The sequence below is a fragment of the Streptomyces sp. NPDC039480 genome, assembly GCF_055597165.1.
In genome coordinates this window covers 342069-355253 of record NZ_JBVITX010000002.1, presented here as the reverse complement: position 1 = coordinate 355253, position 13185 = coordinate 342069, and the positions used below count along the sequence as shown (strand labels likewise).

The window sequence follows — 13185 nt, the reverse complement described above, 5'->3', positions numbered from 1 at the left end:
GCTCACAGGATCACGTGCGGGCGGCAGCCGACCACTCGTTCACAGGATCACGTGCGGGAGGAACCTCGCGTACTCGTCCGTGATCAGGCCCGAGGACTCCCTGATGCCGAGCCCCGCCGCCTCGTTCTCCACGACCCACGCGCCGAGCACGACCCGGTTGCCGTCGAAGTCGGGCAGTGGCGCCAACTCCTGGTAGCAACAGCGCTCTTCGCGGAGTACGGGCGCGACGGGCGCGGGGCCCGGTTCGTGCACGGTCACTCCCGCGCCCTCCCGCCCGAGCAGCGGCTTGGCGACGTAACCGCCGGACACGGCCAGTTCGCGCGGGCCGTCCAGATAGGCGGGCAGCAGGTTCGGGTGGCCCGGGTACAGCTCCCACAACACCGCAAGGAGCGCCTTGTTGGAGAGGAGCATCTTCCAGGCAGGCTCGATCCACAGGGTCGAACCCGTGCCGCCGCCGTTGTCGAGGGTCTCCAGGACGTGCGGCGCGAAGCGGTCCGTGGTCAGCCACTCCCACGGGTAGAGCTTGAAGCAGCTGCGCATGAAGCGGAGCTTCTTGTCGACGAAGCGGCGCGAGAGACGGTCCCAGCCGATGTCCTCCATGGCGATGGACTCGGCGGCGAGGCCGGCCTGTTCGGCGGTCTCCCGCAGATACGCGACCGTCATCAGGTCCTCGCCGAGCTCGTCCCCCGCGGAGTGGGCGAAGTACAGCGGGCCGCCGGGCGGGAGGAGCGGGGCCTGCTTCTTCCAGGCGTCGACGAGCCGTTCGTGGAGGGAGTTCCACTGGTCGGCGCCCGGGAAGCGCTCCTCCATCCAGAACCACTGGGGGCTCGCGGCCTCGACCAGGGAGGTGGGGGTGTCGGCGTTGTACTCCAGCATCTTGGCCGGGCCCGTGCCGTCGTAGCGGAGGTCGAACCGGCCGTAGAGGGAGGGCAGTTCGGCGCGGCGGTGCCAGGCCTCGGTGACGGCGGCCGCCACCCGCGGGTCCGTGATGCCGAGGTCGGCGAGCCGGTCGTGCTCGACGATGTGCGCGGCGGCGGCCAGGCACATCGCGTGCAGCTCCTCGACGACCTCCTCCAGGGCCTCGACCTCGGGGAGCGAGAAGACGTAGTACGCGCTCTCGTCCCAGTAGGGGCGCAGGGTGTCGTCGGGGTAGCGCGTCAGGGGGTAGATGAGGCCCTGGTCCTCGACGGTCCGCTGCCAGTCGGGGCGGGGTTCTGTGGTGCGGCGTTCCATGGCGTACGTACCGCTCGCTCAGCCGCCGCTGCTGCCGCTGCCACCGCTGCCGCCGCCCGAGCAGCCGAAGCCGTCCCGGTCGACGGCCTCGCTGCGGCTGAAGGTGCCGTTGTCGGCGTAGCGTCCGTCGACGTCGGCGTCGTAGTACCAGGCGGGGTCGGTGCGGCCCGAAGAATTGCCGGTGCCGGTTCCCGTGCTCGTACCCGTGCCGTAGGAACCCTTGCGGGACTTGCCGGTAGACCCGGAGGAACTAGTCCCTCCCGACTTGCACTTGCTGTCACTGACGACGCGATAGCCGTTGACGAGGTCGTAGCTGTCCCGGTCCACACAGCGGCGGTCCGGGTCGGAGCCGCAGGAGGTGAGAGCCGCGGCGAGGACGCCCATGCCGCCGAGCGCGACCGTGCTCGACCGCAGCCGTCGCGGTTGTTTCTGTGCCATGTGGTGTCGTCCCCCGTAGCCGTGCCGCGTACGAATGGTTCGTACAAGGAGCAGCGTAGGGACGCCCCGGCACCCCGTGCCAACCGGCTCCACCGAATGTCCCTTGGGTCTCCCTTGACTCACCTTCCTCTACAGTCACTTCGTGTCTCTTGGGATGTTTTGCGCACTCGGCTCAGCGGTCTGCTTCGGCACGGCCTCGGTTCTTCAGGCGGCCGCCACTCGCGCCACCGCGCCCGGCACGGGCTCCGGCGTCGACCCGGCGCTGCTGCTGCGCGCCCTGCGCCAGTGGCGCTATGTCGCCGGGCTCGCCTTCGACGGACTCGGCTTCCTGTTGCAGGTCGTGGCGTTGCGCTCGGTCCCCATCTACGCGGTGGGGGCGGCGCTCGCCGCCAGCCTCGCCGTCACGGCGGTGGTCGCGTCCCGGCTGCTGCGGGTGCGGCTCAGCGGCGTCGAATGGGGTGCGGTGGGCGTCGTCTGCGCGGGGCTCGCGCTGCTGGGTCTCGCGTCCGGCGCCGAGGGCGACCGCACCGGCTCGACGGCCCTGCGGTACGTGATGCTCGGCATCGCCGTCACCGTGCTGGTCGTCGGCGCGGTCGCCGGGCGGCTGCCGGGACGGGCGCGGGCGCTGGCGCTCGGTCTGGGCGCGGGGTGCGGTTTCGGGGTGGTGGAGGTGTCCGTACGTCTCGTCGACGACGTGTCGCCCTGGGCGCTCCTGGCCAATCCGGCGACGTACGCCCTGCTGTTGGGCGGCGGCGCCGCCTTCCTGCTGCTCACCTCGGCGCTGCAGCGCGGCTCGGTGACGACGGCCACGGCGGGCATGGTGATCGGCGAGACGATCGGTCCCGCCCTGGTGGGCGTGGTCTGGCTGGGCGACCGTACGCGGGACGGACTGGGCTGGCTTGCGGTCCTGGGCTTCGCGGTGGCGGTCGCGGGGGCGCTGGCCCTCGCCCGGTTCGGCGAGGCCCCCGCGGAGGCCGTGGCGCCGACCAGGACCCCACTCCTCGAAGACCACCACGACTGACCGCACAGGTCACGGGCGGAGCCTCACGGCAGCACCCTGCACAACGCCTCCAGCGCCCCCGCCCACGCGTGCTCCGCCGGCGTCCCGTACCCCACCACCAGCGCGTCCCGCTCCCGTGCCGCCCCTGCCAGGGGGTGGCGGAAGCCGGCCAGGCCGTGGACCGCGAGGCGCTCCCAGTTGGCCGCCTGCACGATGGAGCGTTCGGTGCCCGGCGGGAGTTCGAGCACCGCGTGCAGGCCCGCCGCGATACCCGTGGCGCGGACCTCGGGAGCCCGCGCCGCCAGCGCCGCCACCAGCTGGTCGCGGCGGCGCCGGTACCGCAGCCGGGCGCCGCGCACATGCCGGTCGTACGCCCCCGACGTGATGAACTCCGCGAGCGTCAGCTGGTCCAGGGCGCCGCAGGACGCGCCGGCCGCGTCCTTCTCTCCGAGAACCTCCTCGTACAGCCCTGAAGGCAGCACCATCCAGCCCAGGCGCAGGCCGGGGGCGAGGGACTTGCTTGCCGTGCCGAGGTACACGACACGTTCGGGATCGAGGCCCTGGAGCGCGCCGACGGGCTGGCGGTCGTACCGGAACTCCCCGTCGTAGTCGTCCTCCAGGATCACCCCGCCCGCACGCCGCGCCCAGTCGACGGCCGCCGCCCGCCGGTCGGGGTGCAGCGGCACGCCCATCGGGAACTGGTGCGCGGGGGTGAGCAGCACTGCCTTGGGCGATGCGGGGCCCAACGCCGAGACGTCCGTGCCGAGTTCGTCGAAGGCGAGCGGCTTCGTGCGCAGGCCCGCGCGGTGCAGCAGGTTCCAGTGGATGTCGAGGCCGTACGACTCCACGGTCACCTCGCGCAGCCCGCGCGCCCGCAGCACCCGGCCGAGGACCGCGAGGGCGTGCACGAACCCGGCGGTGACGACGATCCGGTCGGGGTCCGCGTGCACGCCGCGGGCCCGCGCGAGGTAGCCGGCGAGGGCGGTGCGCAGCTCGACGCGGCCGCGCGGGTCCGCGTACCCGAGGGCGTCGTTGGGCGCCGCGGCCAGCGCGCGCCGGGCCGCCTTGAGCCACTCCGCGCGCGGGAAGGACGCGAGGTCCGGCGAGCCCGGGGTGAGGTTGTACGTGGGCGCCCCGCCCGTCCTGCGGGGCGGCGCGGACCGCACCGGCGGCGCGACCACCCGCTCGGCGACGCGCGTGCCCGACCCCTGGCGGGCCGTGAGCCAGCCCTCGGCGACCAGGTCGGCGTACGCGTCGGCCACCGTGTTCCGTGCGATGCCGAGGTCGACGGCGAGCGAGCGGGACGACGGCAGGCGGGTGCCGGGCGCCAGGCGGCCGCCGCGCACGGCCTCCCGCAGCGCGTCCGTGAGGCCCTTGCGGACGCCGTGGCGGGACGCGTCGCCGCCGGTCTCCAGATGGAGGTCGACCCCCAAAGTGGCCCATTTTTCTCCCATGAAAATGGACCATAGCCGTGGGCTACTCCGCCCGTACCGTCGAACCATGACGACAGAAGCCAAGGAATACGTCCACGAGCACACCCCCCGCCTCGCCTGGGCCGAGCACGCCCCCGAGGTCTTCAAGGCCATGATCAAGCTCGACGCGGCCGCCCGTAAGGGCCTCGACCCGGTGATCTTCGAGCTCGTCAAGATCCGTGCCTCGCAGCTCAACCGCTGCGCGCTCTGCCTCGACATGCACACCAAGGACGCCCTCGCGGCGGGCGAGAGCGTCGAGCGGATCGTCCAGCTCAGCGCCTGGGAGGAGTCGCGGCACTTCTACACGGCCAAGGAGGTCGCCGCGATCGAGCTGACCGAGGCCATCACGGTTCTCACCGACGGTTTCGTACCCGACGAGGTGTACGAGAACGCTGCGGCGCACTTCGACGAGGCGGAGCTGACCCAGCTCATCGCCGCGATCACCGTCATCAACGCGTGGAACCGCTTCGGTGTCAGCACGCGCCAGGTGCCGGGCCACTACAAGGCGGCGAACGCCAAGTGAGCCCACGCACCACCCGCCTGGACCCGCAGGTGGCGGGCGCCATGAGCGCGCTGAGCGCCGCCGCCAAGAAGGGGCTCGGCGACCCCGTGCTCGCCGAGCTGGTGATGATGCGGGCCTCACAGATCAACGCCTGCGCCTTCTGCCTCGACATGCACGTGGACGTCGCCCTCGAACACGGCGAGACCCCGAAGCGCATCGCGCTCCTGAACGCCTGGGAGGAGGCGGGCGACCTCTTCAGCGAGCGCGAACGCGCGGCCCTCGCCCTCACCGAGGCCGTCACCGTCCTTACCGAGGGCTTCGTGCCCGACGCGGCGTACGCGAAGGCCACCGAGCACTTCACCGAGGGTGAACTCGCCCACCTCATCGGCGTGATCACCGTCATCAACAGCTGGAACCGGCTCATGGTCAGCCGCCGCATCGCGCCCGGAGGCCCCGCGTGGTGAACCCTGTCGACACACTGCGCGCCCTGCACCACGGCCGGGCACAGGACGACCCGCTGATCCTGCCCGGGCCGTGGGACGCCGCGAGCGCCCGGGTGTTCGAGGAGGCGGGGTACGAGGCGCTCGCCACGCCCAGCGCCGGGATCGCGCTCTCCCTCGGGTACGAGGACGGGCAGGTGTCGCCCCGGGACATGTTCGCGGCGATCACGCGGATCGTGCGGGCCGTCTCCGTGCCCGTGACCGCCGACGTCGAGACCGGCTACGGCCTCGCCCCGAAGGAGCTGGTGGACCGGCTCCTGGAGACGGGGGCCGTCGGCTGCAACCTGGAGGACTCCTTCGGCGGCAAGGGCGTGACGGGCACGCTGCGGGACCCCGCCGAGCAGGCCGCCTTCCTCGCGGAGGTGCGCGAGGCGGCGGGCGACCGGCTCTTCGTCAACGCCCGCGTGGATACGTTCGTACGGGGTGTCGAGGACCCGGCGGCCGCGATCGAGCGGGCCCGCCTGTACGTGGCCGCCGGGGCCGACTGCGTCTATCCGATCCTGGCGCCCGCCGAGGCGATTCCCGCGCTGCGGGCCGGGATCGAGGGGCCGGTCAACGTGCTGGCGATGCCCGACGGGCCCTCCCCGCGGGAGCTCGGCGCGCTGGGCGCCACGCGGGTTACGTTCGGCCCCGGGCTGCTGCACCGGGCCATGTCGGCCCTGCGGGACGTCGCCGCTCAGCTGAGGTAGACCCGGAAGACAGAGGCGGAAATGCCGGGCGCCTCCTCGCGAGGCACCCGGCACCACCCCACGTAAGGGCTACTTCGGCAGCCAGCCCTTCCACTTCGACTCGTTCTTGTCGATCCACGCCTTCGCCGCGTCCTCCGGCGACATCTTCTTGTCGGCGATCATCAGGGAGACCTCGTTCTGGTCCTCCTCCGACCACTTGAAGTTCTTCAGGAACTTCGCGGCGTCCCCGCCGTTCTTCGCGAAGTCCGCGTTGAAGTACTTCTGCAGGGGCGTGTGCGGATAGGCGCACTTGATCTTCGCCGGGTCGGCGTCGCAGCCCTCCTTGTACTCGGGCAGCTTCACCTCCGTCATCGGCACCTTCTCGAACAGCCACTGCGGCTTGTACCAGTAGGTGAGGAACGGCTTCTTCTGCTTGGCGAACTGCTCGATCTGGGTGATCTGCGCCGCCTCGGACCCCGCGAAGACGACCTGGTAGTCCAGGTCCAGGTTCTCCACCAGGGCCTTGTCGTTCGTCACGTACGACGGGGAGCCGTCCATGAGCTGGCCCTTGCTGCCGCTCTCGGACGTGCGGAACTGGTCGGCGTACTTGTTGAGGTTCTTCCAGTCCGTGACGTCCGGGTGCTTCTTCGCGAAGTACGTCGGGACGTACCAGCCGATGTGCCCCGTCACGCCGACGTCGCCGCCGGGGACGATCGTCTTCTTGTCCTTGACGTACCGCTGCTCCTGGTCCGGGTGGCCCCAGTCCTCCATGATCGCGTCGACGCGGCCCTGGCTGAGGGCGTCCCAGGCGGGCACCTCGTCGATCTGGACCTTGTCGACGCGGTAGCCGAGCTCGTTCTTGAGCAGGTACTCGGCGACGGCGACGTCCGCCTGCGCGCCGACCCAGGACTGGACCGAGAGGGTCACCGTCTTGGCGCCTGCGGCGTTCGCGTACGGCGACGCCTGCTTGCTCATGTCGGCGGCGCCGCAGCCGGAGAGCGCGAGGAGCGCACCGGCGGCCGTGACGGCGCTCATGACACGCGTACGAACGCGCATGTCAGGCTCCCTTCTTCGCGCGGCGGGGCCGGCGTTCCGTGGGCTGCGTGACCCGGTCGAGCATCAGGCCGAGGCAGACGATCGCGGCACCGGCCACCAGGCCCGTCGCCAGATCGCCCTGGGCGATGCCGAACACCACGTCGTAGCCGAGCGCGCCACCGCCGACCAGACCGCCGATGACGACGACGGCGAGGACGAGGACGACGCCCTGGTTGAGGGCGAGCATGAGGGCAGGGCGGGCCAACGGCAGCTGGACCTTGCGCAGCTGCTGCCAGCTCGTGGCGCCGAGCGAGCGCGAGGACTCCATCGCGGCGGCGTCGACCTGGCTGATGCCCTGCGTGGTGATGCGGACGACGGCGGGCAGCGCGTAGACGACGGCGGCGGCGACCGCGGGGGCGCGGCCGATGCCGAAGAGGGCGACGACCGGGATGAGGTAGACGAACTGCGGCATCGTCTGGAAGACGTCGAGCACCGGGCGGAGCAGGCGTTCGAACCGCTTGCTGCGGGACGCCGCGATGCCGATCGCGAAGCCGAGCACCAGGGTCACGGCGACACCGGCGAGGACCTGCGCGAGCGTGTCGAGGGACTTGTCCCACACGCCGAGCACGCCGATCGCGGCCATCGCGGCGACGGCGGTGAGCGCCGTCTGCCAGGTGCCGATCAGCCAGGCGAGCGCGGCGACGACGAGCAGCACCGACCACCAGGGCAGGCCCTGGAGGCCGTCCCTGACCGGGTTGAGGATCCAGGTGGTGAAGTGCGAGGCCCAGTCGGCGGTGCCGCCGACGACGGGCACGCCGGTGTAGATGTGGTCGACCATCCACTCCTTGGCGGTGTTGACCGATGGGGCGATGTTGACGACCCAGCCGGTCGGCCAGTCCACGCGGTCCGCGAAGCGGGCGGCGAGCGCGGCGACGACCGTCAGGGCGCCCGCGACGGACCAGCCGCGCCAGCCGCGCAGCGGCGACGTGTCCTCGGTGTGCGCGCCCGTGCGCTCCCCGGCCGCGCCTGTCACGCGGTCGAGGACCACGGCGAGCAGCACGATCGGGATGCCGGCGGCGAGCGCCTGGCCGACGTCGACGGTGGAGAGCGCCTGGTAGACGCGGTCGCCGAGACCGCCCGCGCCGATCACCGAGGCGATGACGGCCATGGAGAGCGCCATCATGATCGTCTGGTTGAGGCCGAGCAGGAGTTCCTTGAGGGCGAGCGGCAGGCGCGCGGAGAACAGGCGCTGCCGGCCGGTCGCGCCGAGCGAGGTCACCGCCTCCATCACGCCGCCGTCGGCGCCGCGCAGGCCGAGCGCGGTGAGCCGGGCCATGGGCGGGGCGGCGTAGACGACGGTCGCGATGATGGCCGCGGGGACGCCCATGCCGAAGACGAGGGCGAACGGCAGCAGGTAGGCGTAGGCGGGCAGCACCTGCATGGTGTCGAGGACCGGCCGCAGGATCCGGAAGATCCGGTCGTTCAGGCCGCCCGCGAGGCCGAGCAGCAGGCCGATGACGACCGAGGCGAGGACCGCCACGATCATCAGGGCGAGGGTCTGCATGGTCGGCACCCACATGCCGAGCAGTCCGCACACGGCGAACGAGGCCGACGCCAGGACGGCGAGCCTGACGCCCGCCACGCGCCAGGCGACGAGCCCGGCGCCGATGGTCACGCCCGCCCAGCCCGCGGCGAGCAGCACGAGGTAGACGCCGCGCACGGAGAGCACGATGGCGTTGGAGACGTGCCCGAGGAAGTAGGTGAACAGCGGATGGCTGTCGCGGTTGTCGATGATCCAGTCGGTCGTCCTGCCGAGCGGCTCGGTCAGGTCGACGGTGAGCGCGTCCGGCCAGGCGCCGGAGGCCCACTTGGCGTTGACGATCGGCACGAGGACGGCCGCGGCGACGGCGAGCAGCAGCAGCTTGGAGACGGCACGGTGGCGCAGGAGCGCGCCGATCCCGGTGTCGCGCACGGGGCCCGAGGCGGTGGCGGTGGCCATCAGGCGATCGCCTCGCCCCGGCCGGGGACAGGGGACGCCGTCGCGGTGCCCGCGACCACGGCGAGCAGCCCGGCGTGGTCCACCACGCCGAGGCAGCGCTTGCCGTCCATCACGCGCACCGGGGAGCCGGTGCGGGCGACGGCCTCGATGGCCTCGGAGACCTTGGCGTCGGGGGCGAGCGCCGCGCCGGCGCTCTCCTCGTCGCCCTCGGCGGGGCGCATGGCGCTGCGCACGCTCATCACGTCGGCGCGCACCACGTCGCGCACGAAGTCGCGCACGTAGTCGTCGGCCGGGGAGCCGACGATCTCCTCGGGCGTGCCGAGCTGCACGACGCGGCCGTCGCGCATCAGGGCGATGCGGTCGCCGAGCTTGAGGGCCTCGCTGAGGTCGTGGGTGATGAAGACCATGGTGCGGCCCTCTTCGCGGTGCAGGCGGACGACTTCTTCCTGCATGTCGCGGCGGATCAGCGGGTCGAGGGCGCTGAACGGCTCGTCGAAGAGGAGGACTTCGGGGTCGACGGCGAGGGCGCGGGCCAGGCCCACACGCTGCTGCTGGCCGCCGGAGAGCTGGCCGGGCTTGCGCTGTTCGAGCCCTTCGAGGCCGACCTTCTTGACGACTTCGAGGGCCTTGGCGCGGCGCTCGGCCTTGCCGACGCCCTGGATCTCCAGGCCGTACGCGACGTTGTCGAGGACCGAGCGGTGCGGCAGGAGACCGAAGTGCTGGAAGACCATGGCGGCACGGTGGCGGCGCAGTTCGCGCAGCCGGGCCTTGTCCATGGCGAGGACGTCCTCGCCGTCGATGGCGAGGGCGCCGGAGGTGGGCTCGATGAGCCGGGTCAGGCAGCGTACGAGGGTGGACTTGCCGGAGCCCGACAGGCCCATGACGACGAAGACCTCGCCCTTGTTGACCTCGAAGGACACATCGCGGACGGCGGCGGTGCAGCCGGTACGGTCCCGCAGTTCGGCGGGGCTGAGGCCGTGCACCTCCTCGTTGCCGGGTATGCGCTCGGCGCCGGGGCCGAAGACCTTCCAGAGGTTCTTGACGGCGAAGACGGGTCCGTCAGCGGCTGTCTCGTCCTGGTCCGCGATCGTCGCGGTGGCCTCGCTCATCGGCCGCCACCACCAAGGATCTCGGCACATTTCTCCCCGACCATGAGTACTCCGATCATCGGGTTCACGGCGGGCATCGTCGGGAAGACGGATGCGTCCGCGATACGGATTCCTGCCAGGCCCCGGATTCTCAGCTCCGGGTCGACCACGGCGAGTTCATCAGTGGAAGCACCCATTCGGCAGGTGCCCGCCGGGTGGTAGACGGTGTGCGCGGCCTTGCGGACGAGTTCGCTGATCTCGGCGTCGTCGGTGACGTCGGGGCCGGGGAACACCTCGCGCTTGAGCCACTTCTTGAACGGCTCGGCCTGCGCGACCTTGCGGGCCAGCTTGATGCCGTCGACGAGCGTCTGCCCGTCGTAGTCGCCCTCGTCCTCGAAGTACTTGAAGTCGAGGGCGGGCTTGACCTCCGGGTCCGCCGACGTCAGGTAGAGACGGCCGCGGGCGCGCGACTTGGGGATGTTCGGGGTCATCGACACACCGTGCTCGGGGCGTTCGTAGCCGAGGCGCTCCGGGTTGTCGGTGAACGGGATCTGGTAGAAGTGGAACATCAGGTCCGGGCCCTTGTGGTCCGGGTCCCGCTTCACGAACAGACCGGCGTCCGAGTCCATCGCGGAGTTGCCGGGGATCGGCCCTTCGGTCTCCCAGACGATGACCGACTCGGGGTGGTCGATGAGGTTCTCGCCGACGCCGGGCAGGTCGTGGACGACCGGGATGCCGAGGGCTTCGAGGTCCTTCTTCGGGCCGATGCCGGAGTGCATGAGCAGCCGCGGCGTGTCGATGGCGCCGGCGCAGACGAGCACCTCGCGGCGGGCGGTGAAGAGCTTCTCCACACCGTCCTTCGTGCGGATGTGGACGCCGCGCGCGGTCTTGCCGGCCAGCTCCAGCTTGGTGGCCCAGGTCTCCAGGAAGAGGTGGAGGTTCGGGCGGTCACCGGCCTCCATGTGGGGGTGGAGGTAGGCGACGGAGGCGGAGGAGCGCTTGTTGTTCTCCGGGTGGTACGAGAGGTCGAAGAAGCCGACGCCCTCATCGAAGGGCTTGTCGTTGAAGCCGACGATCTCCGGGACGCCGAGCGCGGTCTTCGTCGCCTCGACCCAGTCGGTGGCGATCTGGTTCTGGTCCTTCTTGGCGACGCGCACGATGTTGTTGCGCAGCTTGCCGAAGTAGGGGTCCATGGCCTTGGCGTTCCAGCCGGCCGCGCCCGCCTCCTCCCACTCGTCCCAGTCGGACGGCAGCGGCTTGAAGGAGATGAGGGTGTTGTGCGACGAGCAGCCGCCGAGCACCTTGGCGCGGCTGTGCAGGATGTGCGAGTTGCCGCGCGGCTGTTCGGTGGTCGTGTACTCGTAGTCGAGCTCGCCGCCGAGCAGCCCGAGCCACTTGCGCAGCGTGAGGACGTCCTCGCGGTCGATGTCGCTGGGGCCGCCCTCGATGACGGCGACGGTGACGTCCGGGTTCTCGGTGAGGCGGGACGCGATCACCGATCCGGCGGTGCCGCCACCGACGATGACGTAGTCGAACTCGGTCTGGTCAGACATGCGTACGTACTCCTCTTCCTGCGAGGTCGTGCCAAAGTGCTAGCGCGTAATGAGCGGGGGGCGCTTGAACGTGTTGCGCGCGGGGCGGACCTCCCGCCCCGCGCGTACCTCTCCTCTGCCAGGTGTCAGCCGGCGAACCAGCGGACCGGCTGCGGTGCCAGGTTCTGGTAGATGTGCTTGGACTCGCGGTACTCGGCGAGGCCCGCGGGGCCGAGCTCGCGCCCGACGCCGCTCTTGCCGAAGCCGCCCCACTCCGCCTGCGGGAGGTAGGGGTGGAAGTCGTTGATCCAGATGGTGCCGTGGCGCATCCGGCGCGCCATGCGGCTCGCGCGGCCCTGGTCGCTGGTCCACACGGCGCCCGCGAGGCCGTACTCGGTGTCGTTGGCGAGCGCGACGGCCTCGTCCTCGGTGCGGAAGGTCTCGACGGTCAGGACGGGTCCGAAGACCTCTTCCCGTACGACCTTCATCCCGCGGTGGCACTGGTCGAGCACGGTCGGCTCGTAGAAGTACCCGTCGGCGGGCCGGACTTCGCTCGGCTCGGGCCGCTTGCCGCCGGAGCGCAGCACCGCGCCCTCGTCCAGGGCGGAGGCCACGTACATCTCGGTCTTCTCGCGCTGCTGCGCCGAGACGAGCGGTCCGCACTCGACACCGTCCTCGGTGCCGCGGCCGAGCTTGATCTTGCGGGCCCTGCGGGCGAGTTCGGCGACGAAACGTTCCCGCACGGACTCCTCGATGATGAGGCGGCCGCCGGCGGAGCAGACCTGCCCGCTGTGGATGAAGGCGGCGTTCAGCGCCTGGTCGACGGCGGTGTCGAACCCTTCCTCCGTGGCGCAGGCGTCGGCGAAGACGACGTTGGGGTTCTTGCCGCCGAGCTCCAGGGCGACCTTCTTCACGCCGAGCGCGGCTGCCTGGGCGACCTTGGTGCCGGAGACGAGGCCGCCGGTGAAGGAGACCAGGTCGACGTCGGGGTGGTCGGCGAGGCGGGCGCCGACGGTGTGGCCGGGCCCGGTGACGATGTTGGCGACACCTGCGGGCAGTCCGGCCTCGACGAGCAGCTCGATGAGCGCGACCGTCGTCAGCGGGGTGATCTCGCTGGGCTTGATGACGAAGGTGTTGCCGGCGGCGAGGGCGGGCGCGATCTTCCAGCTGGCCTGGAGCAGGGGATAGTTCCAGGGCGTGATCATCGAGCAGACGCCGACGGGCTCGTGCACGACGACGCTGTGGATGTCGTCGGACCCGGCGTCCACGACCCGTCCGGCTCCTTCGCCGATCACCAGGTCGGCGAAGTAACGGAAGGCGTCGGCGACGCAGTCCACGTCGACGCGGCCCTCTTCGAGGGTCTTGCCCGCGTCGCGGCTCTCCAGGAGGCCGATCTCCTCGCGGTCGCGTACGAGGAGATCGGCGACGCGGCGCAGGAGCGCGGCGCGCTCGGCGACCGAGGTGCTCGGCCACGGGCCCTCGTCGAAGGCCTTGCGGGCGGCGGCGATGGCGGCGTCCGCGTCGTCCGCTCCGCCCTCGGCGATCACGGCGAACGGCTTGGCATCCGCCGGGTCGAGGATCTCGCGGGTGGCGCCGGAGGCGGCCGCAAGCCACTCTCCGCCCACATGGATGGTCTGTTGTGCGGACACGTCCCGTTTGCCTTCCGTTCCTGTCATATGCCCCGCCTGTCACTCGCGGCAGCCGGGTGCACCTTCCCT

The 13185-nt window shown here is 71.4% G+C and carries 12 protein-coding genes; 4 read left to right on the top strand and 8 right to left on the bottom strand.

Features of this window, described 5'->3' with window-relative positions; all coding sequences use genetic code 11:
* Positions 1-39: 39 nt before the first annotated feature.
* Entirely contained in the window at positions 40-1233 is a 1194-nt protein-coding gene (locus tag ACZ56E_RS07610; RefSeq protein ID WP_471212120.1) for a glutathionylspermidine synthase family protein, read from the bottom strand.
* Between the two features lie 18 nt (positions 1234-1251).
* Positions 1252-1671: a hypothetical protein gene (locus tag ACZ56E_RS07605; protein WP_471212118.1), complete on the bottom strand. Its 420-nt coding sequence runs from the start codon at positions 1669-1671 to the stop codon at positions 1252-1254.
* Between the two features lie 154 nt (positions 1672-1825).
* Between ACZ56E_RS07605 and ACZ56E_RS07600 the strand changes: the two genes are divergently transcribed.
* The gene (locus ACZ56E_RS07600) at positions 1826-2692 is read left to right on the top strand and encodes a DMT family protein (RefSeq protein WP_471213090.1); all 867 of its coding nucleotides are present in this window, start codon (positions 1826-1828) and stop codon (positions 2690-2692) included.
* Between the two features lie 23 nt (positions 2693-2715).
* Here ACZ56E_RS07600 and pdxR read toward each other — a convergent pair whose 3' ends face one another.
* Complete coding sequence (gene pdxR, locus ACZ56E_RS07595) at positions 2716-4125, bottom strand: MocR-like pyridoxine biosynthesis transcription factor PdxR (protein ID WP_471212116.1); 1410 nt, start codon at positions 4123-4125, stop codon at positions 2716-2718.
* 46 nt (positions 4126-4171) lie between these two features.
* Between pdxR and ACZ56E_RS07590 the strand changes: the two genes are divergently transcribed.
* The 3 genes from ACZ56E_RS07590 to ACZ56E_RS07580 are packed head-to-tail and all read left to right on the top strand — an operon-like array spanning position 4172 to position 5834.
* Positions 4172-4666 carry a carboxymuconolactone decarboxylase family protein gene (locus tag ACZ56E_RS07590; protein ID WP_468604663.1) on the top strand — a complete coding sequence of 165 codons (495 nt, stop codon included), beginning with the start codon at positions 4172-4174 and terminating at the stop codon, positions 4664-4666.
* Positions 4663-5109 carry a carboxymuconolactone decarboxylase family protein gene (locus ACZ56E_RS07585; RefSeq protein ID WP_471212114.1) on the top strand — a complete coding sequence of 149 codons (447 nt, stop codon included), beginning with the start codon at positions 4663-4665 and terminating at the stop codon, positions 5107-5109. The genes ACZ56E_RS07590 and ACZ56E_RS07585 overlap by 4 nt, the downstream gene beginning before the upstream one ends.
* Positions 5106-5834 carry an isocitrate lyase/PEP mutase family protein gene (locus ACZ56E_RS07580; RefSeq protein ID WP_471213088.1) on the top strand — a complete coding sequence of 243 codons (729 nt, stop codon included), beginning with the start codon at positions 5106-5108 and terminating at the stop codon, positions 5832-5834. Before ACZ56E_RS07585 ends, ACZ56E_RS07580 begins: the two co-directional genes overlap by 4 nt.
* Positions 5835-5903: 69 nt before the next feature.
* Here the strand turns inward: ACZ56E_RS07580 and ACZ56E_RS07575 are convergent, their stop codons facing one another.
* The 5 genes from ACZ56E_RS07575 to ACZ56E_RS07555 all read right to left on the bottom strand — a co-directional run bounded on the left by ACZ56E_RS07575 (position 5904) and on the right by ACZ56E_RS07555 (position 13143).
* Complete coding sequence (locus ACZ56E_RS07575) at positions 5904-6869, bottom strand: ABC transporter substrate-binding protein (protein WP_468604659.1); 966 nt, start codon at positions 6867-6869, stop codon at positions 5904-5906.
* A gap of 1 nt (position 6870) precedes the next feature.
* A complete protein-coding gene (locus ACZ56E_RS07570) occupies positions 6871-8847 on the bottom strand; it encodes an ABC transporter permease (RefSeq protein WP_471212111.1) in 1977 nt (658 codons plus the stop codon).
* Positions 8847-9956, bottom strand: a complete 1110-nt coding sequence (locus ACZ56E_RS07565; RefSeq protein ID WP_471212109.1) for a quaternary amine ABC transporter ATP-binding protein — start codon at positions 9954-9956, stop codon at positions 8847-8849. The genes ACZ56E_RS07570 and ACZ56E_RS07565 overlap by 1 nt, the downstream gene beginning before the upstream one ends.
* Positions 9953-11488: a GMC family oxidoreductase gene (locus tag ACZ56E_RS07560; protein ID WP_471212106.1), complete on the bottom strand. Its 1536-nt coding sequence runs from the start codon at positions 11486-11488 to the stop codon at positions 9953-9955. The genes ACZ56E_RS07565 and ACZ56E_RS07560 overlap by 4 nt, the downstream gene beginning before the upstream one ends.
* A gap of 125 nt (positions 11489-11613) precedes the next feature.
* Positions 11614-13143 carry an aldehyde dehydrogenase family protein gene (locus ACZ56E_RS07555; RefSeq protein ID WP_471212105.1) on the bottom strand — a complete coding sequence of 510 codons (1530 nt, stop codon included), beginning with the start codon at positions 13141-13143 and terminating at the stop codon, positions 11614-11616.
* Positions 13144-13185 lie beyond the last annotated feature (42 nt).

What these genes read in the sequence shown, in the direction of transcription:
- ACZ56E_RS07610 (WP_471212120.1), bottom strand. Translation starts at nt 1,233, where the DNA reads ATGGAACGCCGCACCACAGAACCCCGCCCCGACTGGCAGCGGACCGTC.
- ACZ56E_RS07605 (WP_471212118.1), bottom strand. Translation starts at nt 1,671, where the DNA reads ATGGCACAGAAACAACCGCGACGGCTGCGGTCGAGCACGGTCGCGCTC.
- ACZ56E_RS07600 (WP_471213090.1), top strand. Translation starts at nt 1,826, where the DNA reads ATGTTTTGCGCACTCGGCTCAGCGGTCTGCTTCGGCACGGCCTCGGTT.
- pdxR (WP_471212116.1), bottom strand. Translation starts at nt 4,125, where the DNA reads ATGGGAGAAAAATGGGCCACTTTGGGGGTCGACCTCCATCTGGAGACC.
- ACZ56E_RS07590 (WP_468604663.1), top strand. Translation starts at nt 4,172, where the DNA reads ATGACGACAGAAGCCAAGGAATACGTCCACGAGCACACCCCCCGCCTC.
- ACZ56E_RS07575 (WP_468604659.1), bottom strand. Translation starts at nt 6,869, where the DNA reads ATGCGCGTTCGTACGCGTGTCATGAGCGCCGTCACGGCCGCCGGTGCG.
- ACZ56E_RS07570 (WP_471212111.1), bottom strand. Translation starts at nt 8,847, where the DNA reads ATGGCCACCGCCACCGCCTCGGGCCCCGTGCGCGACACCGGGATCGGC.
- ACZ56E_RS07565 (WP_471212109.1), bottom strand. Translation starts at nt 9,956, where the DNA reads ATGAGCGAGGCCACCGCGACGATCGCGGACCAGGACGAGACAGCCGCT.
- ACZ56E_RS07560 (WP_471212106.1), bottom strand. Translation starts at nt 11,488, where the DNA reads ATGTCTGACCAGACCGAGTTCGACTACGTCATCGTCGGTGGCGGCACC.
- ACZ56E_RS07555 (WP_471212105.1), bottom strand. Translation starts at nt 13,143, where the DNA reads ATGACAGGAACGGAAGGCAAACGGGACGTGTCCGCACAACAGACCATC.